The sequence below is a fragment of the Virgibacillus halotolerans genome (genome assembly GCF_016908515.1).
Classification (GTDB): domain Bacteria; phylum Bacillota; class Bacilli; order Bacillales; family Amphibacillaceae; genus Virgibacillus_M; species Virgibacillus_M halotolerans.
Genome location: NZ_JAFBEA010000001.1, coordinates 1,163,513 through 1,180,716, shown reverse-complemented (window position 1 = coordinate 1,180,716; position 17,204 = coordinate 1,163,513). Strand labels below are relative to the sequence as shown.

16 protein-coding genes are annotated in these 17,204 nt (G+C 38.9%); all 16 read left to right on the top strand.

The genetic code is table 11. The annotated features are described in order from the left end of the window. The first annotated feature begins 1 nt into the window (after position 1). The 16 genes from JOC34_RS06420 (at position 2) to JOC34_RS06345 (ending at position 17,193) form a co-directional block, all read left to right on the top strand. On the top strand, positions 2–1,201 hold the full coding sequence (locus tag JOC34_RS06420) for an MFS transporter (RefSeq protein ID WP_205135870.1): 1,200 nt from the start codon (positions 2–4) through the stop codon (positions 1,199–1,201). Positions 1,202–1,480: 279 nt separating this feature from the next. After that, positions 1,481–2,044, top strand: a complete 564-nt coding sequence (locus JOC34_RS06415) for a sigma-70 family RNA polymerase sigma factor (protein WP_205135869.1) — start codon at positions 1,481–1,483, stop codon at positions 2,042–2,044. A 387-nt stretch (positions 2,045–2,431) separates the two neighbouring features. Beyond that, positions 2,432–3,199, top strand: a complete 768-nt coding sequence (locus tag JOC34_RS06410) for an N-acetylmuramoyl-L-alanine amidase (protein WP_205135868.1) — start codon at positions 2,432–2,434, stop codon at positions 3,197–3,199. 261 nt (positions 3,200–3,460) lie between these two features. Continuing rightward, on the top strand, positions 3,461–3,847 hold the full coding sequence (locus tag JOC34_RS06405; RefSeq protein ID WP_239544079.1) for a 3D domain-containing protein: 387 nt from the start codon (positions 3,461–3,463) through the stop codon (positions 3,845–3,847). 126 nt (positions 3,848–3,973) lie between these two features. Beyond that, a complete protein-coding gene (locus JOC34_RS06400) occupies positions 3,974–4,783 on the top strand; it encodes an Fpg/Nei family DNA glycosylase (protein WP_205135867.1) in 810 nt (269 codons plus the stop codon). 24 nt (positions 4,784–4,807) lie between these two features. Further along, on the top strand, positions 4,808–5,653 hold the full coding sequence (locus JOC34_RS06395) for a deoxyribonuclease IV (RefSeq protein WP_205135866.1): 846 nt from the start codon (positions 4,808–4,810) through the stop codon (positions 5,651–5,653). A gap of 97 nt (positions 5,654–5,750) precedes the next feature. Then, positions 5,751–6,842 (top strand): GerAB/ArcD/ProY family transporter, encoded by a 1,092-nt coding sequence (locus JOC34_RS06390; RefSeq protein ID WP_205135865.1) that lies wholly within the window; start codon positions 5,751–5,753, stop codon positions 6,840–6,842. Further along, positions 6,832–8,292 carry a spore germination protein gene (locus JOC34_RS06385; protein ID WP_205135864.1) on the top strand — a complete coding sequence of 487 codons (1,461 nt, stop codon included), beginning with the start codon at positions 6,832–6,834 and terminating at the stop codon, positions 8,290–8,292. The genes JOC34_RS06390 and JOC34_RS06385 overlap by 11 nt, the downstream gene beginning before the upstream one ends. Before the next feature lies 1 nt (position 8,293). Further along, entirely contained in the window at positions 8,294–9,424 is a 1,131-nt protein-coding gene (locus tag JOC34_RS06380; RefSeq protein WP_205135863.1) for a Ger(x)C family spore germination protein, read from the top strand. 124 nt (positions 9,425–9,548) lie between these two features. Beyond that, the gene (locus JOC34_RS06375) at positions 9,549–10,649 is read left to right on the top strand and encodes an amidohydrolase/deacetylase family metallohydrolase (RefSeq protein ID WP_205135862.1); all 1,101 of its coding nucleotides are present in this window, start codon (positions 9,549–9,551) and stop codon (positions 10,647–10,649) included. Beyond that, positions 10,627–11,730 carry a DgaE family pyridoxal phosphate-dependent ammonia lyase gene (locus JOC34_RS06370; protein ID WP_205135861.1) on the top strand — a complete coding sequence of 368 codons (1,104 nt, stop codon included), beginning with the start codon at positions 10,627–10,629 and terminating at the stop codon, positions 11,728–11,730. Before JOC34_RS06375 ends, JOC34_RS06370 begins: the two co-directional genes overlap by 23 nt. A gap of 1 nt (position 11,731) precedes the next feature. After that, a complete protein-coding gene (dagF, locus tag JOC34_RS06365; protein ID WP_205135860.1) occupies positions 11,732–12,487 on the top strand; it encodes a 2-dehydro-3-deoxy-phosphogluconate aldolase in 756 nt (251 codons plus the stop codon). Continuing rightward, on the top strand, positions 12,480–13,496 hold the full coding sequence (locus JOC34_RS06360; protein WP_205135859.1) for a sugar kinase: 1,017 nt from the start codon (positions 12,480–12,482) through the stop codon (positions 13,494–13,496). Before dagF ends, JOC34_RS06360 begins: the two co-directional genes overlap by 8 nt. Before the next feature lie 8 nt (positions 13,497–13,504). Then, positions 13,505–14,218 (top strand): GntR family transcriptional regulator, encoded by a 714-nt coding sequence (locus JOC34_RS06355; protein ID WP_205135858.1) that lies wholly within the window; start codon positions 13,505–13,507, stop codon positions 14,216–14,218. Between the two features lie 139 nt (positions 14,219–14,357). After that, the gene (locus JOC34_RS06350) at positions 14,358–15,683 is read left to right on the top strand and encodes a GntT/GntP/DsdX family permease (RefSeq protein WP_205135857.1); all 1,326 of its coding nucleotides are present in this window, start codon (positions 14,358–14,360) and stop codon (positions 15,681–15,683) included. A 178-nt stretch (positions 15,684–15,861) separates the two neighbouring features. Then, on the top strand, positions 15,862–17,193 hold the full coding sequence (locus JOC34_RS06345; protein WP_205135856.1) for a sigma 54-interacting transcriptional regulator: 1,332 nt from the start codon (positions 15,862–15,864) through the stop codon (positions 17,191–17,193). The last annotated feature ends 11 nt before the right edge of the window (positions 17,194–17,204 follow it).

The following is a 17,204-nucleotide window of genomic DNA, read 5'->3' as shown; positions in this document are numbered from 1 at the left end:
AATGGAAAAGGAAAAATTATGGACAAAGGATTTTGTCTCGGCATCGATCGTTAACTTTGTGTTAATGTTATCGATGTATTTATTGTTAGTAATCATGGCAACTTATTCAATGGAGATATACGGCGCCTCGGTAAGTTTAGCCGGTTTAGTTGCCAGTATTTTTGTCATTGGGTCTTTGGTAGGCCGATTATATGCAGGAAGACAAATAACGAAAACAGGAAGTAAAAAGATGCTGATCACGGGGATTATCATATTCCTCATTTTGACCTTATTTTATTTTATACCAACGAATATTTATCTCTTATTATTATTGCGTTTCTTACATGGTATTGGGGTAGGTTTGGCTACGACAGCAACGGGGACCATCGTAGCACAGGTTATTCCTCCAAGCAGAAATGGAGAAGGAATTGGTTATTTTAGTATGAGTGTGGTATTAGCAACCGCAATCGGACCGTTAATTGGTGTTGGACTGATTGGTACCCTCGGCTATACAAGTGTTTTTCTATTTTCTCTCATCATGGGAATCGCCAGTCTTGTGATTGCACTCCCGCTTAAAGTTCCAGAAATGGCAGCACCGGAAAGTACTGAAGGCGAAGGGAAAGGATTCAAGATATCCAATTTCTTTGAATTAAAAGCAGTACCGGTTTCTATTTCCATGTTTGTTGCTGCTTTTGCTTACTCAGGCATTTTATCATTTATAACTGGCTATGCTGCAGATATTAATTTAGTAGAGGCGGGCAGCTTTTACTTCCTCGTGTATGCGGTAATTATTTTATTGTCACGACCGTTTACAGGGCCGTTGATCGACCGCAGAGGTGGGAACAGTGTTGCCTATCCAGGTCTTGTGTTGTTTGCGATTGGCATGCTAATGATTAGTCAAGCAACTACCAGTTGGGTATTTTTACTAGCGGCAGCTATTATAGGGTTGGGCTATGGTAATTTTCAATCCACCTCTCAAGCAATTGCCATCAAGGTAACACCCCCACATCGCATGGGGTTAGCAACGTCAACGTATTTTATCGCCCTGGATCTTGGACTTGGTGTTGGACCTTTCGTGTTAGGCTACCTGGTTCCATTATCAGGCTATCGGGGCATGTATCTTTCCCTGGTAGGTTTAATTGTTGTAAGCATCATCGTTTATTACTTTACGCATGGTAGAAAGGACAAAGCACTTACCCGTTCGACGACCGAACAGGCATAAAATTTTTGCGAAATGATATAAGCAAGCAATCAAAAACGCTTGGTACTTCATAGAGAAGGCCAAGTGTTTTTTTGCTGTTTAGAAAAAAGATAGGTTTAGCTTGCATTATCTGACCTGATCATTTATGCTGTTTTATACAGAACAAACGTTCCTATTTTAATTGGCGGATGTTTGTCATAAAGATCAATTATTTTAAAATCATGCCACCAATGAATAGGCAGCTACGATGATAGTAGTAAAGACAGAGGAAAAATTTACATCGAAAAAGGAGGACAACAAATGGATGCAAAAAAACATGTATCTTTTGAAGAAATGGTGAAGCAAAATGAGCGACGTATTCACTACCAAATTCACAAATTGAACGTGTATGATCCACACAATGAATTTTATCAAGAGGGCCTGGTCGCGATGTGGAATGCTTATGAAAAATATAAACCGGATAAAGGTATGCTATCGACGTACTTTAACTATACGATTCGCAATCGTTTAATTGATTTAATCCGGAAAAAGACAGCGTTGACACGCAGTGATGATATGTTCTTTGAAGCGGAGAAGCAAAAGGTAGATCACGGTAATCGGACTAGTAAAAGCACACTTCCCTTACCAGCATTATCTGATATTAATGTACAGGATTTATCAATCTGGGAACAAGTGCACACGATCTTAACCGAGAATCAGTGGAAGTGGGTCTATTACTTTATCATTCTGGAAATGCCGATAAAGGATATTGCCGCACGCGAAGGTACCTCGGTGGACGCAGTGAAAAGCTGGGGTAGACAGGCGCGGAAGAAACTACGTGAGGAAGGGTTTAAGGAGAAGATAAAAAAAATGACGGAAGTTTAGTGTACCAATTTCAATGGTAAGTAACCTACGATATAAAACTATCCTAACTTTAAAAGCTTTGGGTAGTTTTTTTATTGCTAGGAATGTTTTATAGGCACGCTGGGAGAAGTGTATTCGTGTAGCGGGTTGAATAACAACAATCTATATGAAAAATTATTATTTAGAATCTCCTACCGTTATGCCACTTGCGTCGCTCCCGATACGATTCTACTAATAGAAGATGTTATTTTCATGTTCTCCGTTTCTTGGAAATAACATCTTCAAACTACTTGTTAACGGGAGGGATAGTTGCCTTATTAGGTAAGGAAGATCCGAGGTTAGTGAAAACGGCTAGTCCAATCGGGCAAGCAGTTTTTCTAATATAAAGTATGAAGGAGGAGATTTAGAATGGTTAAAATTTATGTAGATGCAGGGCATGGTGGAAGTGATCCAGGCGCAGAAGGAAACGGTTTGCAGGAGAAGAATGTGACGTTACAGATTGCGAAAAAGGTACAGGAATATCTAGGTGAATACAGTAATGCAACTGTCAAAATGAGTCGGACTACCGATAAAACTGTCAGTCTTGCAGCCCGTACCAACGAGGCGAATGCATGGGGTGCTGATTATTTCTTATCGATTCACATTAATGCTGGAGGCGGGACAGGTTATGAGGATTATATCCATAATACGTTGTCAGATACATCCAATACCGCAAATTTACGTAATACCATCCATGCTGAAGTAGTGAAATTAAATAACTTGGGTGATCGTGGAAAGAAGAAAGAGAACCTGCATGTGTTACGAGAATCAAGCATGCCAGCAATGCTATCGGAAAATGGTTTTATAGACACGAAAGCAGATGCCGATAAGATGAAAAATGCTACCTGGATCAATAATGTCGCACGCGGCCATGTGAATGGCCTGGCAAAGGCATTGGGATTGCAAGGAGGTAGTGATGGGGGAGGAGGTTCGCAAAAGTATATTGAAGTATTAGTAAACTCATTGTGGACATACAATACTGCTGATTGGGATGATAGAGCTGTTACGGTAAATAAAGGTGAAGTGTTTACCGTTATTAAAGATAAATTCAAGGTTGGAGAAGGCTATATGTATCAAATTAAGAGTGGTCTCTATATTACGGCTAGCCCAACCTATGTTAGGGAGTATACAAAGTAATAAAAAATAACAAATTGAAAAATGTTTAATAGATGGAAGTTACGGGAAATCAACATGTAATCTTACCAATTTAGCATGACCTATTAACAGCTGGTCATGCTAAATTGAATTTAATGAGGAGGTATTTTTATCAAATATTTAGTTCTCACAACATTATTTGTGGCAGGTGCATTTTTATTTACTGGATCAGCTTATGCAAGTAGTTACACGATTCAGCCCGGGGAAAATCTATATCAAATAGCAAATAATTATGAGGTTGGAATGGATAAGCTCATTGCTTCAAATCCAACTGTCTCCAATCCGGATGACATTCAAGCGGGACAAATGATCAATATACCGGATGAAAGCGGAAGCCCATATACGGTTACTGCTTATACAGCGGGAGAGGAATCAACTGGAAAACAACCGGGTGACCCTGGCTATGGCATTACTGCCTCTGGCAATGAAGTACAGGAGGACCAAACATTAGCTTGTCCACCATCACTATCATTTGGAACCAAGGTACATATACCTGAATTAGATAAGACATTTACTTGTGAAGATCGTGGGAGTGCGATTACGAATGGCCGATTAGATGTGTATATAGATGATTTAGATGATGCATTGGAATTTGGCGTGAAAGAATTACAAGTTCAAGTGATGGATTAATAGAAATATTTTTCAAAAGCGTTCATCCAGCTTAGACAGCTGGGTGAACGTTTTTATTATTTTATTAAATGTTTTATATCAACTAGGGAATAATAAGGAAAAAGTTTTATCGTTGGAGGTATAAAGATGCCTGAATTACCGGAAATGGCAACATATAAAACCTTACTTAATCAGCAGATTGGTGGGAAGACAATAACCGGGGTAACGATTAATCGGGAAAAGTCAATTAATCTAGGGAGCGATAATTTTAAAAATAAGATAAAAAATCAGCAAGTCGAAATGATTGAAAGAAAGGCTAAGTATTTACTTTTCCATTTGAAAAATGGCGATGTTTTACTATTACACTTAATGTTAGGTGGATGGATGTTCTATGGTAAAGCGGAACAAAAGCCGGATCGTACGGTACAAATTCAATTAGAATTTGGTGATCAATATCTATACTTTATTGGGCTAAGGCTAGGTTACCTTCATCTTTTGTCACGAAAAGAGGTGGGGCAGGGATTAACGGATTTAGGCCCGGAGCCACTAAATGTTAATTTTTCCTTGGAATCATTTTTGGATTTGATTAAAAACAAGAGAGGTAGGATAAAAACAACGCTCGTTGATCAGGCGTTTTTATCTGGAATTGGAAATCGTTATTCCGATGAAATTGCTTGGCATGCACAACTGCTTCCAGAACGAAAAGTGAATGATCTTGATCATCGCGAAAAAGCGCAATTATATCAATCCATACGTTTTATACTTTCCCAGGCAATCGAAAATGGTGGTTATATGGATCAACCTTTGTTCGAAGGGGACATTAAAACAGGTGGTTATCATAAGCATATGTATGTGTACGATCGGGAAGCGAAAGCATGTAAACGGTGCGGCTCACTGATTATCAAAGCGGACATTTCATCCCGAAAAACATTTTTTTGTACGAATTGCCAGTACTGATTTCACAGCGTGAAGGAGGATATGATGAAATTCGGTAGTCATGTTTCCATAAGAGATGGTTATCTAGGGGCAGCAAAACAAGCGTTATCCATGAATGCAGCAGCATTTCAATACTTTCCCAAAAATCCGCGAAGTTTAAAGCTAAAAGCATTTAATAAAGAAGATGCAATGTTATGCAAGGCATTTTGTGAAGAAAATAAGTTAGAATCAGTTGCACATACACCATATCCGACAAGTTTAACACCTAAGGAGGATGCTAAAAGAAACAAAGTCATTCAATCCCTGTTAAATGATTTGGAAATTGCTGATGCCTGCGGTTCCATTGGGGCAGTGGTTCATTTTGGCAAGGCCATTAGTACGCATGACCCGTTGGCTGGTTATCAATTAATGATTGAAATACTAAATGAAGTGCTTGTCGAGTGGCAAGGGGATTGCAAAATATTACTTGAGAACAGTGCAGATAAACCAGGATCGATGGGAACGACATTGGAAGAGCTCGTTCAAGTTCGAAAACTATGTGAAGTTCCGGAAAAAATAGGATTTTGTTTTGATACATGTCATGCATTCGCAAGCGGATTGTGGAACGGTGACAACTGGCAGGATGTGATGAAAAAGGGGGAGCAACTTGGGTATGTTGAACAATTGGAAGTAATCCACTTCAACAATTCAAAATATGATACAGGCTTAGGAAAAGATCGACATGCGAATATATTTAATGATGGTTATATAACGGAAACACAATTTGACCAGCTGATACAAAATCCACAAGTAAATGAAATCCCATTTATTTTAGAAACACCAAAAGAAAAAGTGTCACATCAGGAAGAAATCAAACAATTACAGGATAGATGGGGGAGTTCGTACGATTAAAATGGTTCTGTTCGTTCGATTACAAAAATGATAAATGCATAGCAATATTCAATTTCAGACAACATAAGCATAATATGGTTATTTCTGGAGGATGTATATGGGCTACAAGATCAGTGTTTCGCAGGTTTTTTACATATTCTTGTTGAGTACAGGCTTAAGTAACCATGTGCTTGTAATCCCATTACTGATTGATGCTGCGGGGCGTGACGCGTGGATCAGCGTCCTAATTGGCTACCTTATAAGTATTCCTTTTCTACTTATCTTGTTATATGTTATGAAAAACCTTAAAAACATATCCCTTTTTGATTGGTTGAAATCTACTTACAGTGCTGCATTTAGTCGAATCATTGCCACGTTAATCGCTATTTACCTACTCATCGTCGGCTGGATTACATTAAAGGAAACGGTAACATGGACACATGAAACATATTTATTGAATACGCCTGTGCTCGTTATTGGTTTATCAATTCTTGCATCATCTTTATATATATCTTATGGAAAAATAAACGTCATTGCAATTTGTGCTGGTGTATTACTTCCATTAGTAATTGTTTTCGGTTGTTTTGTGGCGATAGGTACAATCCCCGCAAAAGACTATTCATTTATTACACCTGTTCTTGTAGAAGATACTTGGTGGGATGTAGGCAAAGGTTCTATTTTTGTTTTTGGGTCACTGGTAGAACTTTTTCTACTGGTCATTTTACAGGATCGCGTTTCAAAGCGAATGAAATTTCCGCATTTACTATTACTCTCCTTATTTCTTATCATATTAACGTTAGGACCGTTACTTGGAAGTATGGCGGTATTTGGACCTGAGGAAGTGGAAAGGTTAAGATATCCTGCCTTCTTGCAGTGGAGAATACTAAGCATTGGAACCTATTTTAATCATTTGGATTTTTTATCGATTTACCAATGGCTTTCAGGGTCTTTTATTCGTCTGGCATTGATTCTATATTTAATCACAAAGGTTTTCGAGATGCAATCAAAGAAGGGCCGTATCGTTATCCAATCCGTTGTTTGTGTGCTTTATTTGATATTTATTTCAATTCCCATATCAGATGAGCAACTTGCTTTCTTTTTAAGAAAATACTTTTATAGTGGTAGCAGTATTTTTGCGGTAATGGTCCTATTGGTTTTAGCTATTTTTATAAAGAAGTCAAAGAATAGGGTGTCAGCGAATGAAAAGTAAAAATAAAAATAATACGATCGATTATTTTAATAACCTTTTTCAACAGTCGTCAGATATCAGTATTGAAGAACACCGATTAATCAATGACAAGAAAACAGAATCCGTGCTTGTTGTTTACTGTGAAGGGCTAACAGAAACGGATTTATTAATGAATAGTATTCTTCCGGGAATTCAAAGAACCTATTATCTACATGGTCTGCAAGGATTGGAGAATCAAAAAGACTCCAATTCACTGAAATGGTCAAATAGGGCGAATGCCCAAATCAACAAAACGATTCAGGACAAGGTATTCGATGGATATACAGTTATCTTCATCGCAGACACGGTTTATTTTTATAATACGTCCAATCCGCCAAAAAGAACACCGGAAGAATCAACGACGGAAGTATCTGTAAAAGGTCCGCGGGATGCTTTTATAGAGGATATCGGTTCAAATATTGCATTGGTCCGTAAGCGGTTGAAGACAGATTCCTTTGTTACGAAATCATTTACTATCGGGAGAAGAAGTAATACGAAAGTAAGCCTGGTTTATCTGACTGATATCCAGAATGATCAGATGATCCAAGAAGTTACTGAACGGTTGAACAATATCGATTTAGATGCATTGATAAGTGATAATCAACTTGGGGAATTACTCGGAGATTCTCGTTATGCATTATTTCCACTAATGGAGAGCGTTTCTCGACCGGATGGTGTTGTTAGTAGCTTAGTGCGGGGACGCTTTGCCATTTTTATTGATAATGTGCCAAACGTTATTGTAGGTCCAGCCAATTTGGGTGTATTAATGAATACGTCTGAAGATGCGCATATGCCTTACTATTTTGCTTCGTTTGAAATGCTGCTTCGAATCGCGGGATTACTCCTGGCTATTTTTCTTCCTTCATTTTGGGTGGCTCTATCGGCATATAATGTGGATCAGATTCCATTTCCATTGCTCGCAACAATTGGTGCTTCCCGATTGGGAATTCCGTTTAATACAACTGTAGAATTGTTGTTAATGCTTGGTCTGTTTGAATTGTTTAGAGAAGCTGGCGTCCGTTTACCAAAAGCTGTTGGTCAGACCGTCGCTGTCGTCGGTGGGCTGATTGTCGGGGATGCTGCAATCAGAGCGGGATTAACCTCTCCCACCATGCTAGTCATTTCTTCCATTACAGCAGTCGCCACTTTTACTTTAGGTAATCAATCCTTATTTGGAACAGTTACTATACTAAGGATTTTTTCCATTCTATGTGCAGCAGTGTTAGGGATGTATGGATTTTTCGTTAGTTTATTTTTTGTTGTTGCTTATCTTGCTAAATTGGAATCATTTGGAATCCCTTATTTGAGCCCAGTATCCCCGTTTGTCAAACAAGATATATTTAAAGCACTATTTAAACTTCCGGTCACCAGCGATAAAATGCGTGCCAAAATACTCCGAACACAGGATAGCGACAGGCAGGGGGAGAAGTGAAATGAAGCAACTGCGTACAATAGGAATAGGCTTATTAATTGCTATCGTATTAACAGGGTGCTGGGATCAAAAGGAGATTGGTGAAGTAAATTATGCAACTGCAATTGGTATTGATTATGAAGACAATAAATATACGCTATATGTACAACTGTTAGATTTTTCCAATGTGGCCAAACAAGAAGGTAGTAAGCTCTCAGAGACGTCGCCATTATATATAGGAAAAGGAACAGGATCGACCTTTATGGAAGCCGTAAATGATTTATATGAAACATCACAGCAATCAATTAATTGGGGACAAATTGGTGCAATCATCTATTCTGAATCTGTAATGGAACAAGGAATTGAAAAGGTCGAACAGGGAATGAGAAGGAATGGAGAATTTCGTTATACGCCATGGATATTTGGAACAACTGAATCGATTGAAAAAATACTAGGGGAATCCGGTTTCTTTCATCTTCCACCGGTATACACGGTGCTATATAAACCGAATGTCACGTATAAGGCTAATTCCTATATCGAACCCTTACGTATGTACCAATTTAATGCCATTTATAAGGAACCAGGCGGGACCTCACTGTTACCGTCTATCTCCGTTAATGAAGGGGCATGGAAAGAGTCAGCTGCAGAAGAGAAACCAAAAGGAACACTGGAAATTGACGGTGTGTTTCCAGTTAATGAGGGGAAATACAGGCAATGGATGTCACGTGAGGAAGTACGCGGACTCAGATGGATCGACCCAAAAACAAATAATACTACTATTAAAGTTGTTCAAGATGGAGAGAGCATTGGGACGGTGGAAGTTATCAAGCCCCGCGCACACATTAAACCGGTTGAGGAAGACGGGGCCGTGAAATTCAACATTAAATTGAAAGCAAAGGGGCAATTAACTGGTCTTGAAGAGGAAATGCCTGCCGCCGAAATTGAACAGCTTGTTAAAAAACAAATGGAAGCGGAAATCGTATCGACGTATCAAAAAGGATTGGATAAAGATGTAGATATATACAATTTAAAGAATATAATGTTCCATCGCGGAATGAGGGCGAAAGAAACGGAAGCATTTCCACTCATAAGTGATAGCTTAGGAAAAATTTCAATCGACTTTCATCTGGAAAGTAAGGGGATATATGATTGATTTATTTTTGGGGGGTACAATTAAACATTATAACGTTATATTTACTTATGCTGTTTTTTGTGTTATTCTTTGTACATAGAAAATGTAAGCGTATTAAATGGAGTGAGAAAAGGTGGCATAAAAAATGAAAGAGCGGTTTGTTTTACGCAATGTGAAGCGTATAAATGAAGAAAAAATTGATATCGTAATCGAAAATGGAACAATAGCTGACATAGCAAGTGCCGGGCAAGGGAAAGGGCAGCACATCGTTGATCAGTCTGGGATTTATGTGTCTAGTGGCTGGATTGATCTACATGTTCATGCTTTCCCTGAATTTAATCCTTATGGCGATGAAATCGATGAAATTGGTGTGAAGCAAGGGGTAACTACAATTGTGGATGCTGGCAGCTGTGGTGCTGATCGAATGGCTGATTTAGTTGCTAATGGAAAACAAAGTAAAACGAACCTGCTTGCCTTTTTAAATATTTCTCGGATCGGCTTAAAAAGAACGGATGAGTTATCGAATTTGGACTGGATTGATCAAGAGAAAGTTGTAGAGACAGCAAATAAGTATAAGGATGTCATTGTTGGATTAAAAGCACGAATTAGTAAAAGTGTTGTTTGTGAAAATGGAGTTAAACCTTTACGTATTGCTAGAAAGCTTTCTAATCAAACAGCATTGCCTTTAATGGTACATATTGGTTCAGCGCCACCGCAAATAGAGGAAGTTATACCACACCTAGAAAAAAGAGATATCATCACGCATTATTTGAACGGAAAGGCAAATAACCTCTTTGGCACGGACGGGAAACCATTAGATGTATTGGTGGAGGCAATAAAACGAGGCGTTCATCTGGATGTTGGCCATGGAACTGCAAGTTTCTCATTTAAAGTCGCCGAGGTGGCAAAACAGCATGGCGTTGGTTTCAATACAATTAGTACGGATATCTATCGTGGGAATCGTTTAAATGGGCCAGTGTACAGTATGGCCAATGTTCTTTCTAAGTTTCTCTACTTAGGATATTCTTTGGTGGATGTCATCGAAGCAGTCACAACACATGCTGCAAACTGGCTTAACAAGCCTGAACTTGGGCGGATAAGGGTTGGGGATTCAGCCAATTTAACACTTTTTGCTGTGGAAGATAATCCTACGACATTCACGGATTCTGAGGGAGAACAGCGGATTGGAGAAAGATTAATAGAAACAAAGGGAGTTGTAATAAATGACAGGTTCATTGAATGCTAAATATGGTCTTAAACGCGTAATTAATGCAAGTGGTCGAATGAGTATCCTTGGTGTGTCTGCTCCAACAGATACGGTAATGAATGCAATGAAACACGGTGGAAAAAATTATGTGGAAATTGCCGATTTAGTAGACAAGGCCGGTGACTATATTGCTGATATATTGGGTTCGGAAGCCGCAGTTGTTGTAAACTCAGCTTCCAGTGGCATTGCCCTCTCAATCGCAGCACTTGTAACTGAAGGAAGTCGTAGAAAAAGTGAGCGTCTTCACCAAGAAATTATTCCGAAAAATGAAGTAATCATGCTGAAAGGCCACAATGTACAGTACGGTGCACCTGTAGAAACGATGATATATTTAGGCGGTGGAAAGCTAGTTGAAGTTGGTTATGCCAATGAAGGAAAAGCAGCACATATTGCAGATGCGATTTGTGAAAATACAGCAGCCATCCTTTATGTGAAGTCACACCACGCAGTGCAAAAAAACATGATTTCTATTGAAGAAGCATGGGAAGTCGCCGAGCGAAATAATGTTCCTCTTATTGTAGATGCAGCAGCAGAGGAAGATATTCAAAAGTATATTAAATATTCTGATCTTTCGATTTATAGTGGCTCAAAGGCAATTGAAGGACCAACTTCTGGAATTGTCGGTGGGAAACGAAATTATATTGAATGGGTCAAGCTACAATTACATTGCATTGGACGGAGTATGAAAGTTGGTAAAGAAGTAACTTTTGGACTGCTCCAGGCAATGGAGGAATATGGTGAAAAAGAAGATAAAAGTGAACAAGAAAAAGAATCCTTACAAGTGTTACTTCCCTTAAATGAAATGGAAGGGGTGCAAGTGACGATTGTACAGGATGAAGCGGGTAGAGCAATTTTTCGCGCACGTATCCAAATTGATCCAGATCTCTCAAATATAACCGCGGAAGAAGTTGTGACGGGATTGCGTGAAGGGGAAATCGCTATTTATACACGAGATTATGGTGTGAGACAGGGTTATTTTGATATAGACCCGCGTCCGCTACAGCATGATGATATTCATGTTATTAAAACAAAAATAGAAGAAATGTTGGGAGCAGAATAATATGTCAAATAAAACCAATCACTTTTATAAAAACCGTGTTGCTTTGAATGTTTTAGCTAATAGTGTTGAAAATGCTAAAGAAATATATGATGCTGCAGAAGGCTATGTTTTGGTTGGTGTATTATCCAAGGACTATCCAACGGTTGAAGCTGCTGTAGATGCCATGAAAACGTATGGAGCACAAATTGAAGGTGCTGTATCGATTGGTTTGGGTGCGGGTGATAATCGGCAAGCGTCTGTTGTAGCTGAAATCGCAAAACATTATCCTGGTAGTCATATTAATCAAGTATTTCCTGTTGTTGGTGCTACCAGAGCAAATCTTGGTGAGAAAGATAGCTGGATCAATGCGTTGGTATCGCCTACCGGAAGCGTTGGGTACGTAAATATTTCAACAGGACCTGATAGCGCAGCACAAGATGACCATGCAATCATACCGATAAAAGCAGCTATTGCACTGATACGGGACATGGGCGGCAATTCACTGAAATACTTTCCGATGAAAGGATTAGCATGCGAAGCAGAGTATCGCGCGGTTGCTCAGAGCTGTGGAGAGGAAGGATTTGCTTTAGAACCAACAGGTGGCATTGATAAAGAAAACTTTGAAGAAATATTGAATATTGCTTTAGATGCAAATGTGCCAGAGGTTATTCCCCATGTATATTCATCGATTATCGATAAAGAAACAGGTGAAACGCGTATCGAAGACGTACGGGAATTATTGGGCATTATGAAGAAGGTCGTTGATAGTCATGACTAAACAGATTGCTGCCTTTGGAGAAGTTGTCATGCGAATGCAGGTGCCAGGACACGAACACTTATCACAGGCAAATACACTAAATTATTCATTTTCCGGTACCGGCGTCAATGTTACATCCGCTTTAACTCGGTTCGGGCATACGGGGCACTTAATTTCTACATTGCCCCTGAACCCACTTGGTGATGCAGCAGTATCACATCTTTTAAAGCTAGGTATATCTCAATCTTATATTTATCGTTCTGGGGATTATATTCGTATGTATTTTTTAGAAAATGGGTTCGGGACACGTCCAAGTCGTGTTACCAATTCAAGCAGACAAGAAAGTAGTTTCAATGTAGCGCCAGTGGATACATATGACTTTGAAATGATTGCCAAGGAAATAGACATCGCACATCTATGTGGCATCACGCTGGCAATGAATGATCATATCCGAAAGCAAATGAAACGCTTTGCCACGGCGGTGAAAGAAAATGGTGGTACCGTAGTTTTTGACTGTAATTACCGTCCGGGGCTATGGGGCGAATCCGGTTATGAAGAAGCAAAACCCTATTATGAGGAAATGCTGCATCTGGCCGATATCGTTATGATGAATGAAAAAGACGCAAGATTCATTCTTGGTATGGAAACGATGGAGACAGAAAGTAAAGCACAGCTCATGGACCTGATCCCATCCGTTGCTGAAAAATATAATAACCTTATTATTGCGGGTACCCACCGCACCGTTAATAGCGATAATACCCATTCACTTCGTGGCTATCTGTATAAGAATCAAGCATTTACATTCTCGGAAGCCAGGACATTTTCGGTCCTTGACAGAATAGGAGCGGGAGACGCTTATACGAGTGGTATCGTGCACGCGGAAATTGAAGGCTTTACACCAGAGAATGCTGTATCTTTTGCAACTACAGCGGGCATGCTTGCACACACAGTTGTGGGTGATACACCAATGGCTACAGTAAATGAAATATATTCAGCTATGGAAGAATCGGTTGGGGATGTAGAAAGGTAGTGAGCATAATGAAAGTTTCGAGAAAAAAAGGGCCATTATATTTGCAGATTAGGGATATTATGAAGGATCGAATTTTGCATGGAGTGTATGCAATTGAAACGAATATACCTTCAGAGCCAGAATTGGAAAGTGAATTCAATGTGAGTAAAATAACTGTAAGAAACGCGATAAAAGAGCTCGTACAAGAGGGATACCTTGAAAAAAAGAGCGGTAAAGGAACCAAAGTGATTCGAAATACTTCTACTGCAAGGATTTCAAAAGGAAAACGATTTACAGAGATTTTAGTAGAAGAAGGGCATAAAATTCAAAAGAGTCTATTAGAAATCAAAGTCATCCATACGCCACCTGGAACAGAAGCATATCATTTATTTGGTGCGCAATGTTTACGAATAGAACGCCTTTATTGCCTAGACGATGCCCCATACATTCATTATGTGCACTATTTATCAGAACAGCTAGAAGGGACGGAACTGGCAGACTTTAAAGATCAATCTCTATATAAATTCATTGAAGAACAGGGTATTTCTCTGGAAACATATCGGGATGAGTTTGCTGTGGCCATGGTCCCTTCTGAAATAGCGGATCGATTAGAGGTAAGGCAGGGATTGCCTTTATTAAAACGGATGAGATATGCCTATGATGAATTAGGACATATTATCGAGTACAGTGAGGGCTATTATAAGACGGAAATGCAACAGTACATCGTAAATTATGATGTTTAAGTAAGAATTAGTGTAGACCTGAAATCAGTGAATCTGTATAGCAGTCAAGTCAGACAAGACTGCTATATTTACAAAAACGAGGTCTGGCTTTGGTGTTTTTATTGAAAGCGCTAACTATACAAAGGGGAGTGAGTTGAATATGGATATTTATCTATTAATAGTAACAGTGCTCGCGATTGTGATTGTTATTTTAGGCGTTTCATGGCGAAATTGGCACGCTTTTATTAGCTTAACAGTTGCCAGTTTGTTCTTAGCTATCATGTCAGGGTTATCAATGGATAAAATTGTGGACGCCTATGAAACTGGTGTTGGTAGTGTTTTAGGTCATTTAGTAGGTATTTTAGCTTTAGGAACGATTTTAGGAAAGATGATGTCAGCTTCAGGTGCTGGTGTACAGATTTCAGAGTACTTTGTTCGGATTTTCGGAGTGAAAAGGCTGCCATGGGCGATGCTGTTCACTGGTTTTATTGTTGGTATTCCAGTGTTTTTTGAAGTAGGGATTGTTATTTTACTACCGTTAGTCATTGCTATTCGTGAAAAGACAAAACAAAATATCCTATTAATTGGATTGCCACTTATTGCAGGGCTGTCAATCGTACATGGTATTGTTCCGCCACATCCAGGCGCAATGACAGCGATCAGTATTTATGAAGCAGATTTAGGAAAAGTACTTCTCTATTCGCTTATTATTGCATTGCCAACAGCGATTATTGCTGGTCCGCTATTTGCCAAGTGGGTGCATAAACGTGTTGTTCCAGTAGGAGAACCTAAACTTGTGAATTCAAAGACAGAAGTAGAAAGACTTCCAAGTGTTGGCGTTTCTTTTTTCATTATTTTATTACCAGTAATATTAATTTTATTATCTGTATTCGCACCATTTATGTCACTACCTAGTGGTATAGTAAATTTATTCTTATTTATTGGGAGTCCGGTTATAGCATTATTAATTTCTTGTTTTGTAGCCTTTTATTTGCTCGGCTATCGTCAAGGGATGGGGAAAAAAGATATTAAGCGATTAACGGATGAATGTATTTTGCCAGTTGGTTCAATTATTTTAATTATTGGAGCCGGCGGCGGTTTTAAAGAGATTCTAATCGAGAGTGGTGTAGGCGATTCGATTGCGATGATGTCTGAGCAGCTGTCTTTGTCACCGATTGTTCTCGCTTTCTTAGTTGCCGGATTAATTCGGGTTGCAACCGGTTCGGCAACAGTAGCATTAACAACGGCGGCAGGTATTGTGTCTCCGGTTATTGCCCACATGACAGATGTGAACTTGGAGTTATTAGTTATTGCAACAGGGGCAGGTTCGCTTATGTTATCCCATGTGAACGACGCGGGTTTCTGGTTAGTAAAAGAATACTTGGGATTAACAGTGAAAGAAACGTTCAAAACATGGACCGTATTAGAGACACTGCTTTCATTTATTGCTTTTGGAGCAGTCCTGCTTATCAATAGCTTTGTATAAGGGTTTCATCGGAAAAAGCACCGCGAGCTTTTAATTCAAACTTGCGGTGCTTTTCATACGCTGAAATAGACGGAAAACAAAAATTAGTCTTGTATATCAGAATTCGATCAGGTATACTTTTATACAAAATTAAATAATTATTTAAAATTAAATAGTGAGCAAAAAAGAAGGTGATTTTTTGCAACAATTATACTTATTACCAAATGCGGAAGAGGAAATAATTGATTCTTATGATGAGGATATTATAGTAACAAACCGGGATGGTAAAATTATTAAGGTTTCGCAAATCAGTGGATGTTACTATGATTTACCTGCGGCGGATTTATTGGGTAAATCTGTGTATGAACTAGAAGCAAAGGGGATTTTTTCTCCTGCAATCACGCCCCTGGTTTTAGAGCAGAAAAAGAAAGTAGCAGTTGTCCAAATCGCTTCTAATGAAAGAAAAATACTGATCACTGGTATTCCCTTATTTAATGAACGACATGAAGTAGAGTTTGTTGTCAGTTACTCGTATGATGTTTCAGAATTGAAAGTGCTTCAAGCATATCTGACAGAGCTTGAGGATGAAATGTTTGCAGTAAAGGGAGAACTTGCCTTACTACGGGAAGAACAATTACAAGTCAATGGACAACTTATTGCTGAAAGCAAAGCAATGCAGCAATTGCTTAAAACGGTTAATAAAATCGCTCCGCTTCAGGTGGCTGTTGTATTGCAAGGGGAAAATGGTGTAGGTAAATCAACGATCGCTAATTTGATTCATCAGCAAAGTACCAAAAAAGATGGTCCTTTTATTAAAGTGGATTGCGGTACGATCCCGGACTCGATGCTTGAACGGGAATTGACTGGCGCATTTGATACAGGGAATACCGGAAAAATCGGATTACTTCAAATGGCACAATCCGGAACATTATATTTACAAGGTGTAGATGAGCTTTCTTTAGCTGCCCAAACGGTCCTTTTGAAGGCATTACATCAAACGAATGGCAATTTTAGAATCATCAGTGCAACCGAGCGGAATTTGGAGGAATTAGTTGCGAAAAGACAATTTAGAGAAGATTTATTTTATTATTTGCATGTTGTTCCAATGCAAATAAAGCCATTACGGGAAAGGTTAGAAGACTTAAGTGAAACGATTCAAAAGTATTTAGATACATACAACCGTGTCTATCAGGTGAATAAAAAGCTTTCAGATCCTTTATTTCATGAATTGCTTCATATGGAATGGAGCGGCAATTACTTGGAAGTAAAGAATTTGATGGAGCGATTAATAGTTGAAAGCGAAACAACCATCATTACGAAGGATGATTTACCACTAGGATATCGCAAACATAATACCGGTCTAAATGAGCTAGAAATCGAGGGGAATACACTACCTGCCATTATAGAAAAGGTGGAAAAAGAAGTACTAATGAATGCGCAAAAACGTTATAAAACAACGACTGAAATGGCGAAAGTTTTAGGGATCAGTCAACCATCCGTCGTACGTAAACTAAAAAAGTATGTGGATTAATTAAATGGAGG